The organism is Thermoanaerobacterium calidifontis, assembly GCF_055381745.1.
Genome location: NZ_AP042436.1, coordinates 1,416,266 through 1,440,681, shown reverse-complemented (window position 1 = coordinate 1,440,681; position 24,416 = coordinate 1,416,266). Strand labels below are relative to the sequence as shown.

Annotated in this window: 40 protein-coding genes and 1 tRNA gene; all 41 read left to right on the top strand. The window is 34.1% G+C overall.

Features of this window, described 5'->3' with window-relative positions:
• The first annotated feature begins 378 nt into the window (after positions 1-378).
• The 41 genes from ACZ42G_RS07495 (at position 379) to ACZ42G_RS07295 (ending at position 24,337) form a co-directional block, all read left to right on the top strand.
• Positions 379-453, top strand: a tRNA-Glu gene (locus ACZ42G_RS07495).
• Positions 454-530: 77 nt separating this feature from the next.
• Positions 531-986, top strand: a complete 456-nt coding sequence (locus ACZ42G_RS07490; protein WP_464849868.1) for a hypothetical protein — start codon at positions 531-533, stop codon at positions 984-986.
• 16 nt (positions 987-1,002) lie between these two features.
• Positions 1,003-1,182 (top strand): hypothetical protein, encoded by a 180-nt coding sequence (locus ACZ42G_RS07485; RefSeq protein ID WP_464849867.1) that lies wholly within the window; start codon positions 1,003-1,005, stop codon positions 1,180-1,182.
• A gap of 46 nt (positions 1,183-1,228) precedes the next feature.
• Positions 1,229-1,369, top strand: coding sequence for a hypothetical protein (locus ACZ42G_RS07480; RefSeq protein WP_464849866.1), 141 nt, complete (start codon positions 1,229-1,231; stop codon positions 1,367-1,369).
• A 241-nt stretch (positions 1,370-1,610) separates the two neighbouring features.
• A complete protein-coding gene (locus ACZ42G_RS07475; RefSeq protein ID WP_464849864.1) occupies positions 1,611-2,126 on the top strand; it encodes a hypothetical protein in 516 nt (171 codons plus the stop codon).
• A 92-nt stretch (positions 2,127-2,218) separates the two neighbouring features.
• The gene (locus ACZ42G_RS07470; protein WP_464849863.1) at positions 2,219-2,473 is read left to right on the top strand and encodes an STIV orfB116 family protein; all 255 of its coding nucleotides are present in this window, start codon (positions 2,219-2,221) and stop codon (positions 2,471-2,473) included.
• Between the two features lie 174 nt (positions 2,474-2,647).
• Positions 2,648-2,821 carry a hypothetical protein gene (locus tag ACZ42G_RS07465; protein ID WP_464849861.1) on the top strand — a complete coding sequence of 58 codons (174 nt, stop codon included), beginning with the start codon at positions 2,648-2,650 and terminating at the stop codon, positions 2,819-2,821.
• A gap of 21 nt (positions 2,822-2,842) precedes the next feature.
• Positions 2,843-3,160: a hypothetical protein gene (locus ACZ42G_RS07460; RefSeq protein ID WP_464849859.1), complete on the top strand. Its 318-nt coding sequence runs from the start codon at positions 2,843-2,845 to the stop codon at positions 3,158-3,160.
• A gap of 180 nt (positions 3,161-3,340) precedes the next feature.
• Positions 3,341-3,613: a hypothetical protein gene (locus tag ACZ42G_RS07455; protein WP_209452742.1), complete on the top strand. Its 273-nt coding sequence runs from the start codon at positions 3,341-3,343 to the stop codon at positions 3,611-3,613.
• Positions 3,614-3,655: 42 nt separating this feature from the next.
• Positions 3,656-3,781 (top strand): hypothetical protein, encoded by a 126-nt coding sequence (locus ACZ42G_RS07450; RefSeq protein ID WP_464849857.1) that lies wholly within the window; start codon positions 3,656-3,658, stop codon positions 3,779-3,781.
• Positions 3,781-4,332, top strand: a complete 552-nt coding sequence (locus ACZ42G_RS07445) for a host-nuclease inhibitor Gam family protein (protein WP_464849855.1) — start codon at positions 3,781-3,783, stop codon at positions 4,330-4,332. Before ACZ42G_RS07450 ends, ACZ42G_RS07445 begins: the two co-directional genes overlap by 1 nt.
• 13 nt (positions 4,333-4,345) lie before the next feature.
• Positions 4,346-4,603 carry a hypothetical protein gene (locus ACZ42G_RS07440; protein ID WP_464849854.1) on the top strand — a complete coding sequence of 86 codons (258 nt, stop codon included), beginning with the start codon at positions 4,346-4,348 and terminating at the stop codon, positions 4,601-4,603.
• 58 nt (positions 4,604-4,661) lie between these two features.
• Positions 4,662-5,726, top strand: a complete 1,065-nt coding sequence (locus ACZ42G_RS07435; RefSeq protein ID WP_464849852.1) for a recombination directionality factor — start codon at positions 4,662-4,664, stop codon at positions 5,724-5,726.
• Between the two features lie 258 nt (positions 5,727-5,984).
• Positions 5,985-7,292 carry an RNA-guided endonuclease IscB gene (iscB, locus tag ACZ42G_RS07430; RefSeq protein WP_464849851.1) on the top strand — a complete coding sequence of 436 codons (1,308 nt, stop codon included), beginning with the start codon at positions 5,985-5,987 and terminating at the stop codon, positions 7,290-7,292.
• Positions 7,293-7,353: 61 nt separating this feature from the next.
• Positions 7,354-7,680 (top strand): hypothetical protein, encoded by a 327-nt coding sequence (locus ACZ42G_RS07425; RefSeq protein ID WP_464849850.1) that lies wholly within the window; start codon positions 7,354-7,356, stop codon positions 7,678-7,680.
• Positions 7,681-7,728: 48 nt separating this feature from the next.
• Positions 7,729-8,007, top strand: coding sequence for a hypothetical protein (locus ACZ42G_RS07420; protein WP_464849849.1), 279 nt, complete (start codon positions 7,729-7,731; stop codon positions 8,005-8,007).
• Between the two features lie 17 nt (positions 8,008-8,024).
• On the top strand, positions 8,025-8,417 hold the full coding sequence (locus tag ACZ42G_RS07415; RefSeq protein ID WP_464849847.1) for a hypothetical protein: 393 nt from the start codon (positions 8,025-8,027) through the stop codon (positions 8,415-8,417).
• 52 nt (positions 8,418-8,469) lie between these two features.
• The gene (locus ACZ42G_RS07410; protein ID WP_464849845.1) at positions 8,470-8,874 is read left to right on the top strand and encodes a hypothetical protein; all 405 of its coding nucleotides are present in this window, start codon (positions 8,470-8,472) and stop codon (positions 8,872-8,874) included.
• A 120-nt stretch (positions 8,875-8,994) separates the two neighbouring features.
• Positions 8,995-9,312, top strand: a complete 318-nt coding sequence (locus ACZ42G_RS07405; RefSeq protein ID WP_464849843.1) for a hypothetical protein — start codon at positions 8,995-8,997, stop codon at positions 9,310-9,312.
• Between the two features lie 81 nt (positions 9,313-9,393).
• Positions 9,394-9,690, top strand: coding sequence for a hypothetical protein (locus tag ACZ42G_RS07400; protein WP_192402465.1), 297 nt, complete (start codon positions 9,394-9,396; stop codon positions 9,688-9,690).
• A gap of 853 nt (positions 9,691-10,543) precedes the next feature.
• Complete coding sequence (locus tag ACZ42G_RS07395; RefSeq protein ID WP_464849841.1) at positions 10,544-11,005, top strand: hypothetical protein; 462 nt, start codon at positions 10,544-10,546, stop codon at positions 11,003-11,005.
• 94 nt (positions 11,006-11,099) lie between these two features.
• Positions 11,100-11,285, top strand: a complete 186-nt coding sequence (locus tag ACZ42G_RS07390; RefSeq protein ID WP_464849839.1) for a hypothetical protein — start codon at positions 11,100-11,102, stop codon at positions 11,283-11,285.
• Between the two features lie 76 nt (positions 11,286-11,361).
• A complete protein-coding gene (locus tag ACZ42G_RS07385) occupies positions 11,362-12,207 on the top strand; it encodes an ArdC family protein (protein WP_464849838.1) in 846 nt (281 codons plus the stop codon).
• Entirely contained in the window at positions 12,207-12,398 is a 192-nt protein-coding gene (locus tag ACZ42G_RS07380; RefSeq protein WP_464849836.1) for a hypothetical protein, read from the top strand. Before ACZ42G_RS07385 ends, ACZ42G_RS07380 begins: the two co-directional genes overlap by 1 nt.
• A 23-nt stretch (positions 12,399-12,421) precedes the next feature.
• Positions 12,422-12,649, top strand: a complete 228-nt coding sequence (locus ACZ42G_RS07375; protein ID WP_464849835.1) for a hypothetical protein — start codon at positions 12,422-12,424, stop codon at positions 12,647-12,649.
• A gap of 75 nt (positions 12,650-12,724) precedes the next feature.
• Positions 12,725-12,958, top strand: a complete 234-nt coding sequence (locus ACZ42G_RS07370) for a hypothetical protein (protein ID WP_464849833.1) — start codon at positions 12,725-12,727, stop codon at positions 12,956-12,958.
• Positions 12,955-13,941 carry a DUF6094 domain-containing protein gene (locus ACZ42G_RS07365; RefSeq protein WP_464849831.1) on the top strand — a complete coding sequence of 329 codons (987 nt, stop codon included), beginning with the start codon at positions 12,955-12,957 and terminating at the stop codon, positions 13,939-13,941. Before ACZ42G_RS07370 ends, ACZ42G_RS07365 begins: the two co-directional genes overlap by 4 nt.
• A gap of 14 nt (positions 13,942-13,955) precedes the next feature.
• Positions 13,956-16,547, top strand: a complete 2,592-nt coding sequence (locus ACZ42G_RS07360; RefSeq protein WP_464849829.1) for a DEAD/DEAH box helicase family protein — start codon at positions 13,956-13,958, stop codon at positions 16,545-16,547.
• A gap of 392 nt (positions 16,548-16,939) precedes the next feature.
• Complete coding sequence (locus ACZ42G_RS07355; RefSeq protein ID WP_464849828.1) at positions 16,940-17,167, top strand: hypothetical protein; 228 nt, start codon at positions 16,940-16,942, stop codon at positions 17,165-17,167.
• The gene (locus ACZ42G_RS07350; RefSeq protein ID WP_464849827.1) at positions 17,164-17,823 is read left to right on the top strand and encodes a type II toxin-antitoxin system VapC family toxin; all 660 of its coding nucleotides are present in this window, start codon (positions 17,164-17,166) and stop codon (positions 17,821-17,823) included. Before ACZ42G_RS07355 ends, ACZ42G_RS07350 begins: the two co-directional genes overlap by 4 nt.
• 94 nt (positions 17,824-17,917) lie before the next feature.
• Complete coding sequence (locus ACZ42G_RS07345; protein WP_464849826.1) at positions 17,918-18,508, top strand: hypothetical protein; 591 nt, start codon at positions 17,918-17,920, stop codon at positions 18,506-18,508.
• A complete protein-coding gene (locus tag ACZ42G_RS07340) occupies positions 18,492-18,719 on the top strand; it encodes a hypothetical protein (RefSeq protein WP_464849824.1) in 228 nt (75 codons plus the stop codon). The genes ACZ42G_RS07345 and ACZ42G_RS07340 overlap by 17 nt, the downstream gene beginning before the upstream one ends.
• Positions 18,720-18,724: 5 nt before the next feature.
• Positions 18,725-18,985: a hypothetical protein gene (locus ACZ42G_RS07335; protein ID WP_464849823.1), complete on the top strand. Its 261-nt coding sequence runs from the start codon at positions 18,725-18,727 to the stop codon at positions 18,983-18,985.
• Positions 18,986-18,999: 14 nt separating this feature from the next.
• Positions 19,000-19,452, top strand: coding sequence for a YopX family protein (locus ACZ42G_RS07330; RefSeq protein ID WP_333508235.1), 453 nt, complete (start codon positions 19,000-19,002; stop codon positions 19,450-19,452).
• On the top strand, positions 19,449-20,000 hold the full coding sequence (locus ACZ42G_RS07325) for a hypothetical protein (RefSeq protein WP_464849821.1): 552 nt from the start codon (positions 19,449-19,451) through the stop codon (positions 19,998-20,000). Before ACZ42G_RS07330 ends, ACZ42G_RS07325 begins: the two co-directional genes overlap by 4 nt.
• Entirely contained in the window at positions 19,987-20,337 is a 351-nt protein-coding gene (locus ACZ42G_RS07320; RefSeq protein WP_464849819.1) for a hypothetical protein, read from the top strand. The genes ACZ42G_RS07325 and ACZ42G_RS07320 overlap by 14 nt, the downstream gene beginning before the upstream one ends.
• A 65-nt stretch (positions 20,338-20,402) precedes the next feature.
• Positions 20,403-20,630: a hypothetical protein gene (locus ACZ42G_RS07315; protein WP_192402510.1), complete on the top strand. Its 228-nt coding sequence runs from the start codon at positions 20,403-20,405 to the stop codon at positions 20,628-20,630.
• A gap of 62 nt (positions 20,631-20,692) precedes the next feature.
• Positions 20,693-21,229, top strand: a complete 537-nt coding sequence (locus ACZ42G_RS07310; protein WP_464849818.1) for a 5' nucleotidase, NT5C type — start codon at positions 20,693-20,695, stop codon at positions 21,227-21,229.
• A 16-nt stretch (positions 21,230-21,245) separates the two neighbouring features.
• On the top strand, positions 21,246-22,313 hold the full coding sequence (locus ACZ42G_RS07305; RefSeq protein ID WP_464849817.1) for a DUF3854 domain-containing protein: 1,068 nt from the start codon (positions 21,246-21,248) through the stop codon (positions 22,311-22,313).
• Positions 22,314-22,370: 57 nt separating this feature from the next.
• Entirely contained in the window at positions 22,371-23,921 is a 1,551-nt protein-coding gene (locus ACZ42G_RS07300) for a DEAD/DEAH box helicase (RefSeq protein WP_464849816.1), read from the top strand.
• Between the two features lie 203 nt (positions 23,922-24,124).
• Positions 24,125-24,337 carry a hypothetical protein gene (locus ACZ42G_RS07295; protein WP_464849815.1) on the top strand — a complete coding sequence of 71 codons (213 nt, stop codon included), beginning with the start codon at positions 24,125-24,127 and terminating at the stop codon, positions 24,335-24,337.
• Positions 24,338-24,416 lie beyond the last annotated feature (79 nt).

Sequence of the window (24,416 nt, the reverse complement as noted above, 5' to 3'; positions counted from 1 at the left end):
AAACGTGGCAGGAAAACCAACTGGGTAGAAAGGTGGATTTTGCGGGTCTGGACGGAACCACGTACCGAGAAATCACTCCAGACAAATCTCTGGACAGTGCCAGTATGTGAAGGGGCATCCAGAGGACTTTTTCGGGACAAGGCTTACCGAAAAAGGGAAAGGCTCCCATGTGAGGAAGGCAGGCTTCATCACCTGTTAGCGGACAGCCTAAAGGTCAAAATGGTACACGTGCCGCTCTGCACGTTAAAGTACCTACCTAATGAGTGTTTAGCAGTACCAGTGAGTACTGCATGGGCATGTCAACAGCGTGATGCACTGTTGGCGGAAAGGCTTTTGCAAGGTATGAAAAACTTTGTAAAAGCCTTTTTTATATTTTAAGGCGGGTTCGTTCATTGGTTAGGATAACAGGCTTTCAACCTGTCGAAACGGGTTCGATTCCCGTACCCGCTGCCAAATTGAATGTTTAAGGACTTACAAATTTTTTGTAGGTCCTTTTTTTATTTTTAAAATTTTAAAGGAGGAAATAAGAAATGATATTTTTTAGGTTGTTATCTAACCCTTCATGGCTTAATGGAGGGTTTGATGTGAATTTTTGGGAAAAGATCTCGGCTATAAAGCCGGGACAAAAAATTGAAGGAGTATTTGCCACTCCTCATTTATCTGCCATCAAAGCTATGGCAGACGAAGCTGATCAGTGTGCATTTGAACAAAGTGGCGGTATGGCATTCATATATGTTGTTGTCATAGACGCCAAAAGATGGGATACAGAGACAAAAAAGTATCCCAACAAGTATAATCACTATCCCGCCACAGACGATGGCGAAGTGATTGTACTTGACGGTACTGTAAAAGAAGTTTTGGAATACAGTACCGATAGGTGGCGTCCTCATTCTTTGACATTTATAGAAAAGTACGGGCTTGATATAGCCCAAGAACCAAACGCCATTAAATGCGTAAAAAATTTAGTGGCGTTTGGAAGTAAGTAAAAAAGGAGGAGTAAAAATGATGGATCTAAAAAAGCTTGCAGAAGAAAAAAACTTCAGTGTCGTCGAGATCGGCGCTGAGGTTTTGAGACAACTTGGATATACAGTAAAAATATCTGGCATTGGGTACAATTCATTGTATATCCAAGTTTTTTCTTCTAATGGCGAACTCATATATGAGGAAGTCATTGGAGCATAAGCCGTAGCCGATACGGCTTAATTAATTTTTTAAAGGAGGAATTTATATGACTAAACAACAGAAGAAGGCAGTATGGGAACTAACGTACTGTGTAGAGTACACTGGAAGTATACCCAGTGTACCATTCCACAAAAACTGGGCTAAAACTGTTTTCGAAGTACTGCCAAACGTATCTTTTGCAGGATGAGGCGACAGGTATGATGGTGGTACAATTACCTACAGGAACAAGAAAGGCTTTCTTGGTCCAAAAGAAATCAGGAAGGCGTTGTGGCTTGTCTATAAGCTGCAACGTCCGCTCTCTAAAAAAGAAATATATAATTTGTCTACACAAGAACTTTCAGGCTGTGCAGGACGTTGTGCGCAGCTTGGAATAATATAATAAGGCACATTAGTTGTGCCTTATTCAATTTTTTAAAGGAGGGAATAAAATGAGCAAAATTTTAATTATTAAAAACGACAAGTATTTCTTGTCGCAGGATAATTTCGACCCCAATCCATTTAAGGAGATTGTGTCTCCTTTTGGGTACGATTTTGATAAATTTTCTATTAACACACATGCTTTTCTATTCTATTTAGAAAGGTATGCAAAAGACGAGTGGAAGCCTTTTATGGAATATACAGATGAATTTAAAAATTTTAAAGGAGAACACTTCTGTGGCGTTTTCTGTCAAGGAAAAATTCCTGAACTGAAATATATTTCAGTTCAGGAAGTGAAAACGGAATCTGGACAAATTGAAAGGTACGTTCAGATTGACAAAAATATTGATGAAAGTGACATTTATAATGTCACATCATATCCGTTTTTGTTCATTAGATGCAGTCAGGTGTTTGTTCCTGACCGCATAAATTTTTCAAGAGTATTAAAAAGCGGTGGAAGGGACTATGCATTCATTTCATGGGATGCACTTCCTCTTACGCCACTAGAAACTGATAAAAAATTTTAAAAAAAAATAAAGGAGGAATTTTTATGAGAACAATTTTAGGAAACGCTTTTTCTTTGCAGATGTTAGATCTGCAAAGACCATCTAACGTCGAGGTGGAGCCTTTGACGTTAGATGAGGTTAAAAGCCTTCTAAAGGAGGGCTTTGTTAGTGCAGTCGGACATCAAGACACAGCAGCAGTCCTTTCGGACATGCTTGGTCTTGATGTTCCGTGTGATCGCATAAACGTACGTCTGACACCAGATGACGTGCTTGTGGTCGCACAGATAACAGGCGGAAGGTTGCCAGAAGGCACAACAAGCCTGCCTCTTGGTTTTGCTTTAAAATTCGTAAAGGTCAGAGTTCTATAAGGCACATCGGCTGTGCCTTAATTAAAAAAATAAAAAAATCAAAAGAAAGGTATGTACATGTACTTACAGAATTTTCAAGGTATGCGCATACCTTTTTATATAAGGCATATTCAAAGGCGAAACAGGTTTTTGAATATGCCTTTTTTATTTTTATAAAAAGGAGAGTGTAAAAAAATGAGAAAAGAAACTGTAAAGTCTAGCAAAAGCATGCTCGATGTTTATAAATCAATTCGTGGAGACTGGGGTGAATTAAATCCAGTCACACGAGTTGTAGACTCAAAAAAAATGTACAACAGACATAAAGAAAAGGAAAAGGTACGCAAACAGATGCAGGCGTACCTTTATTAATTTAAAAAAGGAGGAATTATCGTGTACAGAATTATCAAGTCAAAACAGGACGCAAAAGAATTTCTTTCCGAACTTCAAAAAAGTCCTGATAAGAAATTCTTATTTAACGATAAAGAGGTGACAAGAAACGTAGGTCATAAAGCTCTAACACGTATAGAAGATGCAGGACACGACCAATTCAGTATATATTCATACTGGATTGGCGGTTCTGATATAGAGATTGGCGGTTCTGATATAGAGCCTGAAATTATGTCTTTTCAAGAAGCTGCAAAATACGTTTGGCAACATCGAAAAGACATAAATGACAGCATAAGAAAGAACGGTGATGTATCGTGTTAGAACGAAAACTGTCAAACGAAGAAAAAACACAAAACAGGCAGAAACATCTCACATGTCCTGACTGCGGTGCATTATTAGTGCCAGAATCGGGCTGTATGTACTGCCCGTTTTGTGGCTGGTCTCAATGTAAATAAAAGGCGGACTTAATTAGGTTTAAAAAACATGAAAGGAGAAATTGAAATGGATATTGATGAAAAAGTTCTTAATGATTTTTTAGAAGGCAAAATTGACGAAGAATTTATGGATTATGTTAAACTTACACTAAGTTTTGTAGGCATGACAAACCGTCTGAACAATGCTTTCACAGTTGCGGAAGATATGACTTTTAAAAATCCTAAAATTATAAACAAAAAAGTCATAAAAAGCGAATATGATAGCGCATTAATTTTACTTTTACTGTTTGAATTCCTTGATTATAAAAGTTTCAAGAGACAAATTATTGATGAACTTTAAGGCGGACTTAATTAGGTTCGTCTTTTTTTTATTTTTAAAAACATGAAAGGAGAAATTGACATGATTTTCATCAAAATGCCTTTATGGCTTGTGATTAGTCTTGCTTGCCTTGTTATTTATTACGTAGGACATTTAGATGTCCAAAAAGAAAAGGAGGATGTTAAATAATGGAAGATTTTATTGAACTTGAAAAGGAATTTTTGGAGGATACTGAAAGACAATTTGTAGACGACAAAGGTATTCACGATGACAGTTACGCAGACTGGACGATAAATAAAATCAAAACTTTGCAGGCAGAATTGGAAAGAAAGAAAATGTTCGTCGAGAACAAAAAGGCAATGCTCGACGAATGGTACGAAAAAGAAAAGAAAGCAATAGACAACAATATTGCCTTCTACACATCACGCCTTCAACAGTACTTTGACAGTCTCGATCCAAAGCTTTTAAGCAAAGGCAAAACACAACTATCTTACAGCCTGCCTTCAGGCAAGCTTGTTAAGAAATTTGAGAAGCCTGAATTTAGGCGTAATGACGAAGCTTTATTGCCGTGGATAGAGAAAAATGCACCTGAATACATCAAAATCAAAAAAGACGTAGATTGGGCAGAATTGAAGAAAAAATTGACAGTTGATAAAGGCAAAATTATTTTAAGTGATACTGGCGAAATTGTTGAAGGCATAACAATAGAAAATAAGCCTGCTGAATTTGAAGTAAAGTGAAGGAGGAATAACTATGGATAAAGAAGTAGACGAAATTCTTGCTGCGATGAACAACGCAATCGCAGAAAATAACTTCAAAGACTCACTTGAAAGGTTTGAACAAGCAGCATATATGTTGCTGTCAGACTGGGATTCACTGCCAGAAAACAGTGACATAAATGCTATAATATCAGAAAAATACCCATTCAAAAAAAGTTTTTCAGAAGTTTGTGATGATATTTCTGAATGGGTAGAACACACAATTAGTCAAATTAAAGAAAAACAGGTTTAAAAAGCCTGTTTTTCTTTTTAATAAAAAAATTTAAAAATCATAAAGGAGAGATGTAAAAATGATAAAAGGCTTAACAGATAGGATCAAGCTTGCAAGATTAGGCAAAATACATTTAGGAGAGAAAAAGACATCAGAAAAGAGCGGAAATTTGTATCCAAGTGCAACAGACTATTTTGTTGTACATGAGGATGCAAACACGCCTAAAGAAATTGCAGAAAAGTTTCATGAAATTTATGGAAATCGTCCAAAAGAACTAAATATTATGTTCCCACTGGACGATCCAGAAAAATTTTTCCCGCAGTGGCTTAAGAGATATGCAAATGGAACATTAGTCTGCAAAGGTGATGGAGAAACAGCTATAGAAACAGATCCAAAGACAGGAGAAAGAAAAGAGATTACATGTCCATACAAAAATTGTCCATACTACAAAAAGAAACAATGCAGGGAAATCGGAAACCTTCAATTTTATGTTTCTGAAATACCTGGTGGAGTATTCCAGATCGACACATCATCATATAATTCAATTCTGGAAGTCAACACTGCTATAAAACTCATCAAAGAACAAAATAACGGGCACATTGCAAATATCCCATTAAAACTAACATTACGTCCTTCGCAGGTTACTGTAAATGGCTATCCAAAAACCATTTATATTTTAAACTTGTATAAACCTTTAGAAAAGGTCGATATAAAACCTGAAAAAGAACCTATAAAGGAAACGGAAAAGGATATTGCAGAACCTGAATTACCTTACAGTGATGATGTACCTGAAGATTTGTTTCCGCCTGATGTAGATAATGAATTTGAAGATATGGAAGATCTGCCAGACTTTGAGCCTGTAGACAGTATTGACGATCCGTTTGCAGAAATTACAACAGGTGCAAAGTATGGGCAATTAGAAGTTAAGGCTGTTAAAACTTTGAAAAAAAATAATACAGGTGAGATATTCCATTTCTTAACCTGTATTGATGACAAAGGTGAAAAACACAACATAATGTCAAGCGATGATACTGTTAAGCAGTTAGAAAACAAAACTTTGATTAGATACGAACTTGAACCAGCTGACAACCATTTTGAAAAACTAGTGTCATATAAAGTTTTAGAAAACGTGCAGGAAGTCTAATTCCTGCACTTTGCTTGTCAACTACCCCCGCTTATAGAAGCGGAGGCTTGAAAAAAGCCTTAGTTGACTAGCCTCAGCCACCAGCAGTATGCTGATGGGGCTACGTTAGCCAGGTTATGACACCTTGGAATGATGCTCAAGTTCCAAGCTCTGTCGTACATGACCTAAACAGTTCTGATGGGTAGGAACAGTGGCTTGTACGTGTAAGCCTGTCTAACATTGGCGATGGGCAAATAACTCCTAAAGGAGGAATACTTTATGTTAGTATTCGTTGTAAATAAACATGGCAGACCTCTTATGCCTTGCAAACCTTCAAAAGCAAGGAAACTGCTTAGGCAAGGCAAAGCAAAAATAGTAAAGTATGAACCATTCACGATTCAACTGTTATACGGTAGCAGTGGTTATAAACAGTCTTGCACTGCTGGCATTGATGCTGGCAGTAAAAATATTGGTATAGCAGTAACAACAGATGATGGCAGAGTAATTTATAAAGCACAAATAGAATTAAGACAGGACATCAAAGAAAACATTGAAGCAAAACGTAGACTTAGAAGAAGCAGAAGAAACAGAAAAACACGTTACAGGAAACCAAGATTTCTTAACCGCAAAAGAAAAGAAAATTGGCTTCCGCCATCTATAACAGCAAGAATTGATGCACATTACAATATTATAAAAAAGTTATCTAAAATTATACCTATCACAAATATTGTTGTAGAAGTAGGACAATTTGATACGCAAGCATTAATAAATTCAAATATACAAGGTGAAGAATATCAAAATGGAGATATGAAAGGTTTTGACAGTGTTAAGGAATACGTAAAAATAAGAGACAAATATCAATGCCATTATGCTAAATTAAGACCTGATATACCGTGTTCAGGTAAAATGACAGTAGATCATATTATACCTAGAAGCAAAGGCGGAACAAATAATCCAACTAATCTTGTCTGTTGCTGCGAAGAACACAACAGACAGAAAGACAATTTATCATATAAAGAATTTACTGGCAAGAATCCTCCATCAATTAGGAACTTTCAGGCAACTGCATTTATGAATGTCTTAAGAGATTATCTTGTTCCTAAATTACAAAAAATAGTACCAACAAAATATACTTTTGGACTATATACTCGCAGAAAACGCAAAGAATGGAATTTAGAAAAGTCACACATAAATGATGCTATTGCTATTGCAGGGATAAAACCAAGATGGCAAATATCGACTTATTATTATATTAAGCAAGTTCGCAAAAAGAAACGTAGTTTACATGAAGAAATTCCACGTAAAGGAAGAAATAAACCTAATAGAGATGCCAAACGAAATAATAAAAATATAAAGAAAATCCTAACTGATAATAATTGTTGGTGCCTATGGGATAAAGTATATATACCTGCAATAGATAAAATAGGTTATATATCAGGATTTACAGGAAAATGGGTATATGCACAGGACATAGAAGGTAATTACTTGCAAATATCAGAAAAATATAAACAAATCAATCCGAAAGAATTGCAACTAATTTGTAGAAATAACAATTACATTAGTCAGCAATTCATCTCCACCTTGTAGAAGATGGAGACTTTTTGCTAAATTTTGTTAAAAAAAATAAATTTTAAGGAGGAATTTTTTTATGTATATAGTCAGAACTTATCTTTCTGAAACTCTTCCAAAACAATATTCAAAAATAGAAGAAATTGCACAAGACTTCCAATTTTTAGAGAAGCCTACTAAAGAAGGCTTTTATCGTGACATTTTCACCAATGATTTGATTGAAGTCAAAAAAGATAAACAAATAAAAATAATACACCATATGTTTATAACTAAAATAAATTGCAGTAGTTTAAAAGCTGTTTATCAAGCTTTTCAATTACGAGAAAAGCCTAACAAGGAAGGTTTTTACAGAGACCTTGAAGGCAACCTTATTGAAATTATAAAGGAGGAAATGCAGGAAACCTAACTCCTGCACTTTTTTTAAAAAAAATAAATTTAAAGGAGGAATTTTTTTATGAGTACAAAACCGAAAGTCAATTACGATGCAATATGCCCTGCATGTGGCAGTATGCACGCTTGCAAGGATTTTGCTTATATTGGCGGTAAAGGTCGTGTACGTGCCATTTACTGCCATGATTGTGATTCTATCACAACTCTAGACGAACTTAAAGAAAGGTATAAAAAAAGTAAAATACGCAGCTATTTAGAAATAGCAGCGTATCAAATGCTTGAAGATCGTTTAACATTGCAAGAATTTAAAAACATCATTATGAGAAATAAAAAAGCAGTATAAAGGAGGAAATGCAACAAATGAATAATTTAGAAAAAATTCAGAATAGGCTTGCATATGCCTACTCATTGCCTTATCAAAACATTATTCAATACAAAAACAGAATCAGGCAGTTAGAAAAGCAGGAATTGCTGCTTTTTATACCTAAATGGAACGATGATAAAGCCTTTGAGTACCTGTCAATGTACCTACAAAGGCTATCAAAAAAATATCAAGGTCAGAATGTCCGTGCTATTGCATGGACTTCTGACAATAATAAAGAGCTTTCAAATTTACATGATAAAGCAATGATGAAAGTTGATCAAGCCTTTCACGAACATAATCGTGGAATGCTTTATGAAGGCTTAATTGAGTTTGATAATATTATTGAAAAAATTATCGAAGCCTACAATCAGTCTCAAAAAGCTTCATAATAAAATAATAAAAAAATGAGAAAAGGCACGTAAAAGTCTTTACCAAGGCTTAATGCGTGCCTTTACATATTTGATAAAGAAGGAGAAAAGAAAAATGTATATAAAAGAATATGTTGTTACAGTATGTGGATTCGATTATTCTGTTACCTTTTCACCTCATGCTTTTATAAGAAGCCGTGGCAGAAAAGTTAATAAGAATAATGTTATAGAGATATTAAAAGAAGCAAATGAAGTAATGGGAGATGTTTGTAAAGATAATAGAAAGTTTATCATAAAAGATGTAAGAAACAAAATCGAAATAGTTGCAGTTTTTCATTTTAAAGCAGAATGGATTGACATTGTAACTGTTTGGAATGGACTGGATATGCGTATTGGTGAGAATCAATTGGTTATAGAGATAAGCGAAAACGACATTAAATATTATTATTTCAGTATTGACAAGAAACAAAAAAGTTAATATAATGTTAGTAGATTAAAATATTGATGTAAATCCTTTCGGATAGAGGGTATAATACTTCGGATAGAGGTATTATACCCTCTTTTAACATGTCCGAAGTTTAGAAAGGAAGCTGATATTATGAGAAAAGTTATCATTAACTTCAGATTTGAAGATATGAAAGATGAATTTTTAAAAGAAGGATTCAGTATTCATGACATTAAAGAACATTTAAACAAGTTAATTCCTCAAAACTTTATATCAAGATATGAACAAGAAGCATTTAAGAATTCCTTTAAGTATATTTTTACGTGGGATATTGTTAAAAACACGAAAGATATTCTTTATGTCGTTTTAGTATGCCTTGATAAATTGGAGTTTAAAGATGGTATATGGAGTGTTGTTGATGACGGTATTCCAATTAAAGTATTATCTGAACAGAGAAGAAAGTTAATTTAAAAAAATCTTTTATAAAAGACAGAGACTGCAAGAACTCTTTGCAGTCTCTAATATAAAATATTAGCGAAATGAGGTGATATTATGAGCAAACCAAAAGCAGTCAAAGAAGTCTTTAATAAAGATTGCTTCTTATTCCAAGAAATGCGTAAAATCCTCAACAAGCATGATATAATGCAGATTGCATATATTGACGACGAGTATGATCCAGAAATAATAGACATAATCAATCGCTGTGAATGCATAAGAAGCGAAGTAGAAGTACGTAATTGCATTGCCAATATATTTTTATATTGGTTTGGTGGAAATTATTGTGAAATGTATGATAAATGCAAAGAACTTTCCAAAGACGTTTATCATCTATTCCGAACCGTTGAGTGAAACTATCTCAAAAAAAGAAGGCTGTTGATCCAGCCTGCAAAAAAGGCACACATTACTTTATAATCTGTCCATTTCATACAATTATATTATAACACAAAAATTTTTCCTTGACATTTAAAATTTTTTGAGCATATAATAAGTTAGAATTTCAAGTCAACCTATCGAAAAAAGCACGATCCTCCATGTTTATTCCGTTCCACTCTCACTGCGGAGGAGGAAATCGAATGAGTGGTTGATAGCGAACTTGACGGTATGTACCCCTCTGCCGTAATAATTAGGGTATAATATAATTGAGGAAGGCATAAATGTGTACCTGCCTGACCTAATGTTTCGGTACACAGTGATAAAAGGTGGATATTTCTCGAAAGAAAGGTATGTGCATGTATTACCAGAATTTTCAAGGTATGCGCATACCTTTTTCTGCGTTATAATGGACACAAAAAAAGCAGGACAACCTGCTTAAAAAATGAAAAAAGGCGGAAAGGCACGTAAACAAAGCGTGCCATTTTTTATTAAAAAAAATAAAAGGAGGATGATAGCCTATGAAAGTGATTGTAACATAGGAGGTTTTTAAAAGTTGAAAAAGCGTATTGTGACGCCTGAACAGGTGCCACAAACGTTCAAAGAGCTTCATAAATATTGTACCGCAACGCTCATTGATATGATCTTTGAGTTGTTTGGGTACAATGCCAATACAATAACGCTAGTATACTGGATTATACTAGCGTTATTGCTTGGAATGAAGCTCTTATACTTAAAATAAAAAGGTAGAAATCAAGCAGGCAATGTCCTGCTACGTCCATTATAACGCAGTGATTTTCAAAAATCAATGAAAAATGAAAGGAGAATTTTTATGCATAGTTTAATTTATCAGTTAAGTGATGAAATTATTGAAAGTGACGATTTCTTGAATGAAGAGGAATTGTATGACAATTTTGTAGGTTCGATTGCCGATTATGTTAATGGTGACATTGACAGAAATGCAGCAATTAACGAACTTGTCATTTCGTTAACACCTTATGGCATAATTTACGACCCTACAGAACAATCAATTACTTTTAGACAAGGCTTTAAAGAAGCATTTTTCAAAGAGCGTTATACAAATTTAAAAAAGTACGTTTCAAAACTTACTTTAGAAGAATTTTCAGGCAGTACAGATACATTTCCTCTATATTGCATCAAAAAAACTATAGAGGACAAATATGGCACGTATATCTATTTTGATAATGTCTATATAACGCTGGATGAGTTTGTACGAAACATGGAAGAAGAAAAAAAGTACTACTTTGGTTCAGCAATAGATTATCATTTTTAAAGCAAAGAGAGAACTTTTCTCTTTGCTTTTTACTTAAAACAAAAGTATAATTAAAGGAGGATAAAAATATGGTGGTGATGAGATTATAAAATTTATGAAACGTCTAAAGAATAAAAACAAAAGAGAAATGCTTAAAGAGGATAAAGCATGGTTAAATGCAAATTTGGCAGACTTTCCTGAATTTGATTGGGGTTCCAAAGAGCCGCCTAAAGGAAAACCTGTCAAATATATTAAAGGTGTTGGAATTGTTGTAAAAAATAATAATAGCAGTCGTAATTAAGGCACGTATCTAAAATGAGAAAAGTTTTAGGTACGTGCTTTTTTTATTTTTAAAAAATCAAAGGAGGAATTTGAGTATGAACAAAGTATACCAGTACGTAACAGAAAGAATAATACAAAAAATGGAACAAGGCATTATACCTTGGGAAAAAGGCTGGAACAGTATTCCAGCCTTAAATTATGTGACAAGGAAACCGTACAAAGGCATAAACAAATTGCTTTTGGACGGCGGAGAGTATCTTACGTTCAATCAGGTGCAACAGTTAGGCGGTAAAGTGAAAAAAGGCGCAAAAGCGGAAATGGTCGTCTTTTATACGTCCTATACAAAAACCGAAAAATTTATAAACACAGAAACAGGTATAGAAGAAGAAAAAGAAATTTCTCTACCTGTTTTAAAATACTATCACGTCTTTAATTTAAAAGACACGGAAGGCATACCATCAAAACTCAAAAAGATCGAACATGAACCTATAAAGGAAGCCGAACAGGTTATATCAGGCTATAAAACATGCCCTGAAATAGTCCATGAAAATCCTGATAAAGCCTGCTATTATCCAGTTAAAGACATTATAAATGTGCCTGAAAAGGGCTTTTTCAGAGATATTAATGAGTATTATTCAACGCTTTTTCACGAAATGGTACATTCAACAGGACATGAAACAAGACTTAAAAGGTTCGGCAATAGTCCTGATGAGCATATGTTCGGCAGTGACAGCTATTCTAAAGAGGAACTTGTTGCAGAGCTTGGTGCTGCCATGTTATGTGAACATGCTGGTATTCTTAATAGGACTATTGAAAATTCTGCTGCGTATCTGCAAAGCTGGATTAAGGTTTTAAAAGATGACATGACGTTAATCGTGCACGCATCAGGCAAGGCACAGAAGGCTGTTGACTATATATTAGGCGTGAAGGAGGAAGAATGATGGAAGAAAAAACGTACGAGTATTGTCCGTGGTGTGGAACAGAATCAGAAATCTCTGCAAACGAGCCTACACCTTGTCCTAATTGCGGTCACATTCTAAATCCTTGTTCAACTTGCTATGATCATCTAGATGGTTATAAGGAATGTGATTGGACGGAGAAGAAAGGTTGCTGGAGATTTCCAAAAAAATAATTAAAAAAAGGAGGAACTTAATTATGGCAAAAATTAATTTTGATAAAGAAATCTGGGAAGGCTGGACGGTGCGTGATTTTATCAAGGATCTGGAACCACAATTGGACCTTATACAATCAGGCAGAAGCTTTATAAAACCTATAAAGACAAAAGCAGAACTTAAAAAATGGTGCAAAGACAATCAGCCGTACTACAAAAAATACGTACCTGATGTCGTTAATTACTTTGCGCAAAAATACAACATAAAATAATAATCAAAAGGTGCAGTTAAAGCCTAATTAAGGTTTTGATTGCACCTTTATTTTTTGTAAAGGAGGACACATAAAATGTATTATTTCCAATATTGCAACGAAAAAATTCATAAAATCGGAATAAAAAACGGACAGCTTATTTTTTTAGATCATAAAAAGGAGGAATTGGAAACAGAAGCAGCTTTAGGGATACTTAATGACGGACAGTTTCAGTGCAAGTGTGCGGAAATATATACATTGTGGCAAAAAGGACAAATAAAAAAGCTGCCAAAGTTTCTACAAAAAATGTTAAAGGAGGAAGTTAAATGAGAATTGAGGGCAAATATAAAATGGGTTATTATCCTACACCGAGCACTATAGTAGAACGTATCAAGTCCTTTTTAGACTTTCCAAAGCAATATAACATCCTTGATCCGTGCTGCGGTGAAGGTGATGCAATAAGTAATTTAATAGACAATAACGGACGCACTTATGGCGTGGAACTGGACTATCAAAGATATAGCAAAGCCTGTGAAAAACTCACACGTACTTTATATGGCGGTTATGAAAATATGATAACACAAAACAATGCTTTTTCTGTATTGTTTCTGAATCCGCCATACGACACAGACGAAAATGGCGAAAGAAAGGAAATAATTTTCCTAAAAAAGACAATAAAATACCTGACGATAGGCGGTATATTAGTTTATATAATTCCACAGCATATTATATCTGACATAGCAAAGCTTTTAAGTTATGCTTTTGCTGACATAAAAGTATACCGCTTTACTGACGAAGAATATAAGGCATATAAACAGGTTGTTATTTTCGGCATCAAAAAAAGAGACAGAAAAGTGATTGCAAGTGATGTCGAAAAATTATTAAAGGCTGAAAAAGCAAGCACATATTTAGAAGAAATACCGCTTTTATCCGAACCTGTCTATAAAGTTCCTGTAACGCTTCCGCCAAAGTACTTCAATAACGGCTATGTTGATAGAGAATATCTAGAAAAGAAGCTGTCAGAATCAAAGCTTATTGACGAGGTCAAAAAACAATTTAAAACACTACAGGAACAGGAAGAAAAACGTCCGCCATTGCCACTGCACATGGCACACATAGGACTTCTGTTAGCAACTGGCAGCCTTAATGGTGAAATGGACGGACATGTTGTAAAAGGCATTGTTAATAAAACTGAAAGAAAAAGCCTGGAGGAGGATGAAGAAACAGGCGAACAGACAGTCAAAAAAACAGAAGAATTAAGTGTCAGCATAAAGATACTGACAAAAAATGGAGAAATAAAAGAATTAATTTAAGGAGGAATTCAGAAATGTACAATATAGAAGTTTATGACAGCGAGAAAAAGGCGTATGTTTATGCATACGCCGATTTTTATTCATATGATCCAAAAACATGGCAGCTTAACTTTGTCAGCTTTGCAGGTTTTGACAGTGCCGTACAAAGTATTAAAGCTGCAATATGGAAACGCAAAACAATTAATCTTGATCATGGCTATTATTATCCAAAAGGAGGATACAAGACTTTTTCTGAAAAAATCGATGAATACACACACACAATAATGATTTCTGAAGATGCCTTTAATGTGCAAGTAGAAAGACCACTTATTATTGTATGGAATAAAAATAAAGAACAGGCTATTATGAAGGTTTTACAGGAAAAATTCACAGTACCATTGTTAGACAGGTGGGCAGACTGGCTTATAAAGCAACTTATAAATCAAAATTATCTGTTATATCAAAATGTATATGGTATCAATATAGACGTATACAGGCTTGATATAACAGAAGATGACCTGACAAAAATAGTTTTAGATGGACTTAAGTATGGAACTATAACAATTAACGGTGAACTTAACTTTAATTTAGATAACATAACAATGGCAGACTACCTGAAAAAATACTCTAACGTGTTTTCACAGAAAATAGAAGAAACCTACAAGCCTTTATACGACCCTCTTAAGCCTAAAAATAACAAACTTATAAAGACTTTAAAAATAAAACCTTTTAAGGCTCAAGAGGACGTTATAATGGCGTCTGTCGAAACACTAAAAAGAAAGAAAAACATTGTTGTTGTAGGTGAAATGGGAACTGGCAAGACAGCATTGATAGGACCGCCAATACCGTATATTCATGCTGATGGCAAGCCTTATAATGCACTTGTCATGTGTCCAGGTCATCTGATTAACAAATGGAAACGTCAAATAGAAGCTACAATACCTGATGCTGAAGCAGTGATAATGGAAAACTGGAAAGACGTATTAAAAATTCCAAAATCAAAGAACAAAATAAAATACTATATCATATCAAAAGATAAAGCAAAGCTCGGATACGCTGAAAAAGTCGCTGTAATAAAACATCTAAACGGACATATATCATGTCCTGTCTGCGGAAAAACCTTTAAGGATAAAGATGATATTCCGCTGACAGAAGATGATTTTAGATCGCATACGACAAAAAACGATAAATGTCCGTACTGCAAAACAAAACTATGGCAGGCAGACAAAGACAGTTTCCGCAGGTATCCTGTAGCAGAATATATAAAACGGCATATGAAGGGATTCTTTGACTATTTCATCGCTGATGAAGTACACGAATTAAAAGGCGGAGACACAGCACAAGGAAACAGCTTTGGTACTTTGTCAAGCTCATGCAAAAAAACAATAGCCTTGACTGGAACATTGCTTGGAGGCTATCCGACAGATGTGTTTTATCTTTTATACAGACTTAATCCAAAGGCAATGTTAAATGATGGAATAGGCTATAAAGACATAACGCTTTTTGTAGAGCGTTATGGTGCCATAGAAACAACAATCAAAGAGAAAGACAGCGAATATAACAAAACATCAAAAGGCAGACAAAAAAGTACCAAAAAGCGCATGCTTCCTGTCATTTCGCCATTGATTTTCTCAAAATTCCTGCTGGATCAATGTGTGTTTCTCCAGTTGTCAGACTTGCAGCAAAGCTTGCCGAAATACACAGAAGAAGTCCAGATTATAGAACCTGATAACGAACTTAAAGAAGCCTATGACGATCTGGCAGATGAACTTAAAAATGCAATCTTTAATGCTGACAAAAACATGCTGTCAACGTACCTGATGACGCTTTTAAGGTATCCTGACAGTCCTTTTAACAATGAATCTATACCTGTAACAGACTATTATCAAATTGTTCCAAAAGACCTGCCTGAAGATTTTATTTATAACAAAGAGCAGCATTTGCTAAATTATGTATTAGACGAAACTAACAAAGGCAGAAACGTGTTTATATATGCACAATTCACAGGACAAAAAGACGTCACAAAACGTCTAGAAAACCTGCTAAATGGTATAGGCATAAAGACATGTACGCTAAAAACTACAGTAAAGCAGGAAAAGCGTGAAGAATGGCTTGATGAGAAAGTCAAGGACGGATATAAGTGCATTATTTCCAACTTTGAGCTTGTCAAAACAGGACTTGACCTTCTGGACTTTCCTACAATCATCTTTTATGAAACAGGCTACAATACGTTCACGTTAAGACAGGCAAGCAAAAGATCATGGAGAATCGGACAGACAAAACCTGTCAAAGTCGTATTTATGGTCTACAAAGATACATTGCAGTACAATGCACTTGCCTTGATGGGCAGTAAACTTGAAGCTGCAATGAACATTGAAGGAAAGTTTTCAGAAGAAGGCTTGCGAGCTTTATCCAATACAAGCAACATCATGGTTGAGCTTGCAAAAAGTCTTGTAAATGGACTTGACGAGAACATCAGCATAGAAAAGATTTGGCAGTCTCAAAGCGATAATGTCATTGACCTATCAACATTCTTCAAAAGTGTCAAAGTCAATTATTCTAAAAAGAAAAAATCTCAAATGGTCGAGCAGCTTTGTTTTGATTTTGACGCTTTACAGCAGGCATAATAAGCCTGCTTTTTTATTTTTTCCTTGACATTTAAAGATTTTTGAGCTTATAATGAATTAGAATTTCAAGGCAACCTAGCATAAAAAGTACGATCCTCCATATTATCCGTACCACTCTCACTGCGGAGGAGGAAATCGAAAGAGTGGTTGCTAGCGAACTTGACGGTATGATACCCACTGCCGTAATAATTAGGTATCTGTGTATGTTTTAAAGACATGCTATATTTTGGAGGAAGGCATAAATGTGTACCACTGCCTGACCTGATGTTTTGGTACACAGTGATTTAAAAGGTGGATATTGTTCAGAAAGAAAGGTATGCGTGTATACTTCCAGAATTTTCAAGGTATGCGCATACCTTTTTTATATTTTTAAAAAAGAAAGGAGAATTTTTATGTTAACAAAAGCTTATGTGAGTGGTAAAATAAAAGGAGAAATTGAGATGGAGGCGATTGGATTGAAAAAGAAGAAAAAAGCTTCCAAGAAAAAAGTTAATAAAATTTTTAAATTCAAAGATAAGCCAACTCCTATAATTCAATATTCAGAATTAGGATTTCCTGTCATATGTGGTGGCGGAAAATCGATGAGAGAAATGTACGAAGAGGAGAGAATTGGCTTATGAAGGAAATTGTATATCCTTTTGATAATACAGTATTCTCTTCAAAAACAAGCGTATTTATTGACGCTTGTTTTTTATTAGCTTTATTGGACAAAAAGGACAGAAAATTTCAAGAATGTATAGACGTCTCTAAAATACTTTTAGATAATAAATGTCAATTATATATAAGTCCTATTGTGTTAGCAGAAGTAATCAATAAACTGATTTATCAATTGTTTTTGCAGGATATATTACATCAAACATACAACTCAAAACCTATCAATAGCTTAAAAAATATCAAAATTATCATAAGGAAATTTTCAAAGGCGGATCAAAATAATATTTCAAAATCTATCATCAAGGAAATTAATAAAATTAATTTCAAAAAATATTTTGATAGAATATGCAAAAGTAATAATTACAAATTGTTAGAGGTCTACTTTCAAAAAGCTACAGAATTAGAAAAAGTTTTAGAAAGTAAACTCCACATCAAATATGTATCTATCAATAAGCAAACTGTCATAGATGCACGTAATTATATATCTCAAGATCTAATGGGAGTTAATGATGCTTTCCATCTTTCAATAACCATCCAAAATAACATAGATTATCTGTTAACACTTGATAAAGATTTCAAACGAATTCAATCCAGTAACAATGTAACCATTTTAAAAATCTAAAAGGCGAAATCCACGTCAATCAAGGCATATTCAAAACTAAAATAAGTTTTTGAATATGCCTTTTTTAATTTTTAAAAAATAAAGGAGGATTTTTATGAAAACAGTAACAGTTAATATTTATAAGATTGACGAACTTTCAAGAAAGGCACAAAGGAGAGCTTATGAGCATTGGCTGGAAAAAGCAGAATATCCGTGGCATGACGACAATGTAAAGACGTTAAGAAAATTTGAAGAGATATTTCCAGTAAAAATTCATGAATTTGAGTATGGCGGAGGACGTAATTACATCCATTTCACATTTATGGAAGATAAAGATATAGGAAATCTTTCAGGCATACGACTGCTGAAATATATATACAATAATTATTTTGACTATATTTCAAGTAAAGAAATTTTTTATGGAAAGTCAAAAATAAGAAAATCGAAAATTATTTATGTTCCTGATTATTCATTAACTGGATATTGCATGGACGAAGAAATTCTTGGACCAATATATAAATTTCTTAAAAAGCCTGAAAATATAACTTTCTATGTCTTGTTAAAACGTTGTTTAGATGCATGGCTTGATGCTTGCGAAAGAGATTATGAGAGCTATTTTAGTTTTGAAAACTTTTTAGATGTTGCAAGCATTAATAAATATGAATATTTAGAGAACGGAGATGAGGCTAATGTGGCCATATTCTAAAAGTCAGGAGGAAAAATTTGCGAAAGTTTTTGAGGACGTAAGGCAGGAACCATATTCCTGCTTTTTCAACACTTTGTATAGGCATGGATATATTCACGTAGGCAGAGATCATCTACAAAAATACGTAAACATACTTAAGAAACATGCCATGCCTTTTAATGTTGAGCAGGAGGACAGTTTTTGGTACGTTCTCAAAATTGTAAAGGAGTGATAATTATGTTACTTGAGAAGTATGCAAGGCAGTACGAGAAACAGTATAGAAAGTTATTGCGGTACATTAATTGTACCGCAGTTTCTTTCGATCTTGGAAATGGACTTCGTTGCATTGTTTCGCCTTGTGCAAAACAGCCAGGACGTTATCAATGCACATTTTTTGACGAGCATGGTCCGTTAAGCGACATTATACGAGACCGCAAGGAGGACATTTTTAGAGAGCTTGTTTTGTATTCTCAAGTTAAACTTATAGAAAAAATTTGAAGGAGGAGTTTAAAATGAGAGAGATAAAATTCAGAGTGTGGAATAAAAAAGAAAAAAAGATGTATTACGGCGACAGACAACATGAACCTAATATGATTGGATTTGACGGAAAAATATTTGTAACAGGTTCAACGGGTCCTATGTGTGACTATGGCTGTAGTGCAGATTATATAAATTGGTGCAATCCAGAAGATTATGAAATAATGGAATACACAGGCTTTAAAGACAAATATAGAAAGAAAATTTTTGAAGGAGATATATTGCGTTGCAAAATATGGAATCCTATGTCATGCCGACGTGATTGTGTATTAGAAGTGATAGTTATATGGAATCAATCTTCTGGCAGTTGGAAATTTCAAGATATAAGACATAATTTTGCCGTTCTCTCATGGATTTTTATAGATGACGTTAAAATAATTGGTAATATTTATGAAAATCCTGAATTTTTAAAGGAGGAATTGAAGTGAAGAAATATAGAGTAACTTATTTTTTAGGTAACAAAGAATGGACGGAAACAATGTCGGAAGGGCAGCTTAAAAACTTTGAAAAACGGCTTGAAAATGGTGCTGAGGAAAAGATTATATCAGTCGAAGAAATTCACGAACTACCTTCAGACTTGCTTCAAGCATTTCAGGACTTCAAAAAGGCTTCATATAAGCTTGCTGAAATGCTTGAAAAGTACGACTCAAATGACGATCTCCATGACTTATTTGTTACTAAATATCCATTTATCAAGTCCTTTTCTGACGTTGCAAATGTTATTGATGACTGGTATACGGCAGTCATTAATCAAGAAACTGCAACGACAGAAGCCTTTAAGGAACTTCAAGGAGAGATATTAAATGCCTGTCCAAATTATCCAGCGACTATTAGATTAGACAATGGTAAAGTCCTGACTACAAGTCCTGTCAGGTACATTTATAGTGTTTATGACAACGGACAGGCAACGGTACTATACACAAAAAATTCGATATATAAAATCAGAAAAGGAGGAGGTAATCGTGCTGAAGATTAACAAATATGAATATTTGATTACTTTATGGGGCGAAAGCTTAAAAATAAGTTTTTCGCCTCATTCTATTTTAAGGTGCAAACAAAGGCAAAAAAATCCAAAAAGCATTATACAGTCCATTATGTCCTGTCAGGAACGCATTAAGGACTTAAGGTATTCGCACCAAAGGTTCACAATGATTGATTATGCTTTTAATAATGCTTGCCTATTAGCTTTCGATAATCCGCATAAATTAAGCGTTGTGACAGTTTTTGATGGTGCTGATGCGTGGACTGAAGGTGCTTTGGACTTGATAACTAAAACAAAGAGAGAGGTGCACAGGTACGTGTGCGCTGACTGAAAAGGCGAGAATGTCAAGAGTTCTTGTCCTTTTTTTATTTTTAAAAAGTAAAGGAGAGATAAAAAATGATAACGGAGTATCAAAAACAATTAATTAGAGACTTATATATTGCATTAGTCAATATTAATGACGAGTGCAATAGAGAATATCAAGAAAACGACAGTTCACAATTTGACAATAAGGCAGGAAAACTTTTCACATACATGGCAGAGTGCATACTAAATGGTGATAATGCATTCTTGCCTGACTTGATAAAGATGAAATCCAAAGAATTGTTCAAAATTGAGTTTTAAAAAGTAGGGAAATTTTTATCCCTACTTTTTTTGATTAAAGATGAAAGGAGAATGATGAAATTATGATAAATATAATGTATTTTAGTGGAAAAGTCAAGGATTTAAGAAAGTTTACAAACATTTTAACCAACGTAAAAGGCAAGTTAATTTGCTGTGATATTGACAACACACTTGCTGACGTCAATACACAACTCAAAAAAGCAGGATATGACATTTCAAAATATCCTAATCCTGTACTTGATCAAGACTTTTGGACGTCTTATGAAGCGTTACAAATGTTTATTAAGGCTCAAAAAATAAAAAATACATGCAAAATTTTAGACGTCCTTGAAGAGCTTGGTGCGGATATATTTTTTGCAACCAGCAGGGATATAAAATTAAAACAACTGACAAGAAAGTGGATCGATAAGCAAGGAATATGGAACTTTCACGAAATATACTTTACAGTCTCAAAACACATTCTTGAAGCTGATGTTTATGTCGAGGATGATCCTGAACAAATATCAAAACTCCTTTCACTTGGCAAGCCTGTACTGATACCATCATGGCAGTATAATCAAGGCTTTGAAAGCGAAAATGCTATTTATTTCAACATATAGAAAGGAGTTCGATATCATGTCAAACTATAACGATCCACGTCTATCAATTTTAAATGTAGCTCAAAAATCTGGCATAATAATTTTAAAACAAACATCAAACGAGGAATTTATGGCAAGATGTCCGTTTTGCGGAGATTCAGAAAATCCAAAACACGGACATCTAATGCTTAACATTGTAAAAGATGCCTATCATTGCACTCGCTGCGGTGAAAAAGGATTTGCAATAGGCTTATATGCACGATTGCGTGGAATGAGCAACAGTCAGGCGTTTAAAGAATTAATGGATATGTCACCTGAAACGCCTAAACTCCAGATTAAAACTGTTCCGCAAAGTCCTATTGCAAGCATTAATGAACGTGATAAAGTATACAGAGCCTTTTTAAACAAACTAACTCTTAAAGGCGAACATTTACAAAACCTTATCCGCAGAGGACTGTCATGGGAAGAAATCGGTAGAAACATGTACAAGTCTGTGCCAACAGCACCTCAAGAACGCTTAAGAATATGTCAAGAACTAATGCAAGAAGGATTGAACCTCAAAGGCATACCAGGCTTTTTTCAAGTTCAGCAAAAAGACCAAACGTACTGGGATTTTTACTCTGACAACGGTTTTTTCATACCTGTACGTGACATTCAAGGACGTATTCAAGGCATGCAGATACGTCTTGATGATGACCATGAACGGAAATATGTGTGGTTTTCTTCACGGGGGAAATTGAGTGGAACTAGTGCACACGCATGGATAGGCGTACATGGAGTACCTGCAAAGACTGTATTGGTTACTGAAGGACCGTTAAAAGCCGATATTGCACATTTTTTAAGCAGATATACTTTTGTGTCAGTTGCAGGAGTAAACGCAATAAAAGGCATTGAGCAAGTTTTAAAAGAACTTGATGCCAAACGTATCTTTATAGCCTACGACATGGACTTAAAAAACAACAAAAATGTGCAGAAAGCTAAAGAAAGACTTGAAAAGAAGCTTGTACAGGCAGGCTTTGAGGTGCATGATAAGACATGGGATGAGCGTTTAGGAAAAGGTATTGACGATTATTTAGTTTGGAAAAAACGTCAAAAAGTGGTATAGGACTTTGTTCCTATACCTTTTTCCATAATAAAAAGAAATTAAAGGAGGAATTTTACTATGTTATATGATTGGCAAAAAGAAGCAATAGAAAAAATACAAGGAGAAAATGCATTGTTATCAGCACCTACAGGTTCAGGTAAGACGAAAGTTGCATATTTATGGTCTGGATTAATTGATAAAGACGAAAAAATTTTATCACCACAAAACAAAATAATATTTACAGCACCGATTAAAGCTTTAAGCAACGAACGATATATGGAACTAAAAGGTATGGGTATTAATGTCGGAATAGAAACAGGCGATTTTAAAAGAAACGTAGAAGCACCTGTGATATGCTGTACTCAAGAAATATATACGAACAAATATGCTCAATGCCCGAATCTTAATGTTGTTATTGATGAATTTCATTATGTATCTACTGATCCTGAAAGAGCAAGAGCATATATAGACGGAATTGCAAACAGCAATCCGACATCAAAGATACTAGTTATGTCGGCAACTTTTGGACATCCTGAAACTGTCAAAAAATATCTTGAAAGACTGTCTAACAGACAGTTTTCACTGTATGCTACAAACGAAAGAGCAACGTCATTAATATTTGATAAAAAACCTGTTATATTAGATAAACTGCAAAATGCACTTGTGTTTGTTTTTTCAAGGCGTGGTGTCGAATCTATTGCCTACGATATAGCACAAAGCAGAAACAGAATTGCAAGCGAAAAAATCTGTACATTAGAAAAACTTGCAGAAATTTTCTCGGTTTCTGATATTCCTGATATTTGTTATAAAGGTGTTGGTATGTATGTAGGTTCATTATTGCCGAAAGAAAAGCTATTTATGGAGACTGCCTTCAGAAATGGCATTTTGGACATTATGGTTGGCACTGATGCGCTTGCATTAGGTGTGAATCTTCCTGCCGAGACGGTAGTATTTGCACAACTTGCAAAGTACTATGACGGACCTATAACAAAAAACGAATTTGTGCAAATGGCAGGACGTGCAGGAAGGAAGGGATTTTATAATACTGGTTATGTGTCATATTATCCAAGCGAATATGAATCGTTCGATTATGACACAAACGAACTATATCAATATTTGCTAAAAGCCCCGCAAGAGTCAATGAAAATAACTATAGATATTTCTATACCTGAGCTCTTAAAAGGAAAATCTATAAAGGAAGAAGCTGAGTATGTGGCGAAAAATTCAATTCCTATGTTATCAGTTTCAGATGTTCAGAAAAGAATTGAATATATAATGGAACAAATAGACGAATTTGCCAATGAATTAGATATACAAAACTTTAAAGAAATTTTATCAGAAATATATTTTCCTGAATATTCACTTTGGACAAACTTGAACGTTGCACAGGCTTTTGCTGAAAATGAAAATATCAATATGGATGACTTAAAGGAACTTATTTTCGGTTGCGAAGAAAGTAGAAACTTTTTTTATTCTTTATTGCAATTAAAAAAATACATTAAAACATTGCCAAAACAATATAAACGCAGAATAAAAAACCAAAATCTATTAGACAAATTAATTAACGAAATTGATCCGACTGTTAATGACTTTGAAACGAGAATGAAAAATGCAAGAGAAATATTATAAGACTTGTTTTTGCATCTAAATTTGTTTTTAAAATGCGTTCATAGGCATGATGGCAAAAGCTGTTGTGCTTTTTTTGTGCTTGATATAAAAAAGACTAATTAATTTGCTATAATGTTAAAAAAATTAGAAAAAAGTTATTTATTATGGCAAGCAAAAATGATACTATATGAATATAAGACAAAAAAGAAGGGGTGGGTTTATAAATGTTTTTAAAGTGGCAAATAAAAAAAGCTAAAAATAAAAAAATTGGATATAAATTAATTTCTGCAGGTTTTTTGTTGATGTTTATTATAATGTTTTTTAGCAGATATATTATAATTGGAGATTCTGTAAGAGGATTTTTTGAAGGTGTGTCTACTGGTTTAGAAATTTTAGGAGTTTTAATACTAATAAAATTTACCAACCAACAAAAGTGAACTTAAAAAGGTGCGTTTACAGGCATGATGGCAAAAGCTATCGTGCCTTTTTTATTTGCTTATATATATACAAGGGTTT

Coding starts and splice junctions, on each gene's coding strand:
- ACZ42G_RS07340 (WP_464849824.1), top strand. CDS start 18,492: ATGTGGCCATATTCTAAAAGTCAGGAGGAAAAATTTGCGAAAGTTTTT.
- ACZ42G_RS07420 (WP_464849849.1), top strand. CDS start 7,729: ATGAGTACAAAACCGAAAGTCAATTACGATGCAATATGCCCTGCATGT.
- ACZ42G_RS07485 (WP_464849867.1), top strand. CDS start 1,003: ATGATGGATCTAAAAAAGCTTGCAGAAGAAAAAAACTTCAGTGTCGTC.
- ACZ42G_RS07380 (WP_464849836.1), top strand. CDS start 12,207: ATGGAAGAAAAAACGTACGAGTATTGTCCGTGGTGTGGAACAGAATCA.
- ACZ42G_RS07445 (WP_464849855.1), top strand. CDS start 3,781: ATGGAAGATTTTATTGAACTTGAAAAGGAATTTTTGGAGGATACTGAA.
- ACZ42G_RS07305 (WP_464849817.1), top strand. CDS start 21,246: ATGTCAAACTATAACGATCCACGTCTATCAATTTTAAATGTAGCTCAA.
- ACZ42G_RS07440 (WP_464849854.1), top strand. CDS start 4,346: ATGGATAAAGAAGTAGACGAAATTCTTGCTGCGATGAACAACGCAATC.
- ACZ42G_RS07415 (WP_464849847.1), top strand. CDS start 8,025: ATGAATAATTTAGAAAAAATTCAGAATAGGCTTGCATATGCCTACTCA.
- ACZ42G_RS07370 (WP_464849833.1), top strand. CDS start 12,725: ATGTATTATTTCCAATATTGCAACGAAAAAATTCATAAAATCGGAATA.
- ACZ42G_RS07395 (WP_464849841.1), top strand. CDS start 10,544: ATGCATAGTTTAATTTATCAGTTAAGTGATGAAATTATTGAAAGTGAC.
- ACZ42G_RS07310 (WP_464849818.1), top strand. CDS start 20,693: ATGATAAATATAATGTATTTTAGTGGAAAAGTCAAGGATTTAAGAAAG.
- ACZ42G_RS07335 (WP_464849823.1), top strand. CDS start 18,725: ATGTTACTTGAGAAGTATGCAAGGCAGTACGAGAAACAGTATAGAAAG.
- ACZ42G_RS07455 (WP_209452742.1), top strand. CDS start 3,341: ATGGATATTGATGAAAAAGTTCTTAATGATTTTTTAGAAGGCAAAATT.
- ACZ42G_RS07295 (WP_464849815.1), top strand. CDS start 24,125: ATGTTTTTAAAGTGGCAAATAAAAAAAGCTAAAAATAAAAAAATTGGA.
- ACZ42G_RS07300 (WP_464849816.1), top strand. CDS start 22,371: ATGTTATATGATTGGCAAAAAGAAGCAATAGAAAAAATACAAGGAGAA.
- ACZ42G_RS07350 (WP_464849827.1), top strand. CDS start 17,164: ATGAAGGAAATTGTATATCCTTTTGATAATACAGTATTCTCTTCAAAA.
- ACZ42G_RS07475 (WP_464849864.1), top strand. CDS start 1,611: ATGAGCAAAATTTTAATTATTAAAAACGACAAGTATTTCTTGTCGCAG.
- ACZ42G_RS07465 (WP_464849861.1), top strand. CDS start 2,648: ATGAGAAAAGAAACTGTAAAGTCTAGCAAAAGCATGCTCGATGTTTAT.
- ACZ42G_RS07450 (WP_464849857.1), top strand. CDS start 3,656: ATGAAAGGAGAAATTGACATGATTTTCATCAAAATGCCTTTATGGCTT.
- ACZ42G_RS07375 (WP_464849835.1), top strand. CDS start 12,422: ATGGCAAAAATTAATTTTGATAAAGAAATCTGGGAAGGCTGGACGGTG.
- ACZ42G_RS07360 (WP_464849829.1), top strand. CDS start 13,956: ATGTACAATATAGAAGTTTATGACAGCGAGAAAAAGGCGTATGTTTAT.
- ACZ42G_RS07400 (WP_192402465.1), top strand. CDS start 9,394: ATGAGCAAACCAAAAGCAGTCAAAGAAGTCTTTAATAAAGATTGCTTC.
- ACZ42G_RS07435 (WP_464849852.1), top strand. CDS start 4,662: ATGATAAAAGGCTTAACAGATAGGATCAAGCTTGCAAGATTAGGCAAA.
- ACZ42G_RS07330 (WP_333508235.1), top strand. CDS start 19,000: ATGAGAGAGATAAAATTCAGAGTGTGGAATAAAAAAGAAAAAAAGATG.
- ACZ42G_RS07425 (WP_464849850.1), top strand. CDS start 7,354: ATGTATATAGTCAGAACTTATCTTTCTGAAACTCTTCCAAAACAATAT.
- ACZ42G_RS07385 (WP_464849838.1), top strand. CDS start 11,362: ATGAACAAAGTATACCAGTACGTAACAGAAAGAATAATACAAAAAATG.
- ACZ42G_RS07315 (WP_192402510.1), top strand. CDS start 20,403: ATGATAACGGAGTATCAAAAACAATTAATTAGAGACTTATATATTGCA.
- iscB (WP_464849851.1), top strand. CDS start 5,985: ATGTTAGTATTCGTTGTAAATAAACATGGCAGACCTCTTATGCCTTGC.
- ACZ42G_RS07355 (WP_464849828.1), top strand. CDS start 16,940: ATGTTAACAAAAGCTTATGTGAGTGGTAAAATAAAAGGAGAAATTGAG.
- ACZ42G_RS07365 (WP_464849831.1), top strand. CDS start 12,955: ATGAGAATTGAGGGCAAATATAAAATGGGTTATTATCCTACACCGAGC.
- ACZ42G_RS07405 (WP_464849843.1), top strand. CDS start 8,995: ATGAGAAAAGTTATCATTAACTTCAGATTTGAAGATATGAAAGATGAA.
- ACZ42G_RS07390 (WP_464849839.1), top strand. CDS start 11,100: ATGAAACGTCTAAAGAATAAAAACAAAAGAGAAATGCTTAAAGAGGAT.
- ACZ42G_RS07410 (WP_464849845.1), top strand. CDS start 8,470: ATGCGTGCCTTTACATATTTGATAAAGAAGGAGAAAAGAAAAATGTAT.
- ACZ42G_RS07490 (WP_464849868.1), top strand. CDS start 531: ATGATATTTTTTAGGTTGTTATCTAACCCTTCATGGCTTAATGGAGGG.
- ACZ42G_RS07345 (WP_464849826.1), top strand. CDS start 17,918: ATGAAAACAGTAACAGTTAATATTTATAAGATTGACGAACTTTCAAGA.
- ACZ42G_RS07480 (WP_464849866.1), top strand. CDS start 1,229: ATGACTAAACAACAGAAGAAGGCAGTATGGGAACTAACGTACTGTGTA.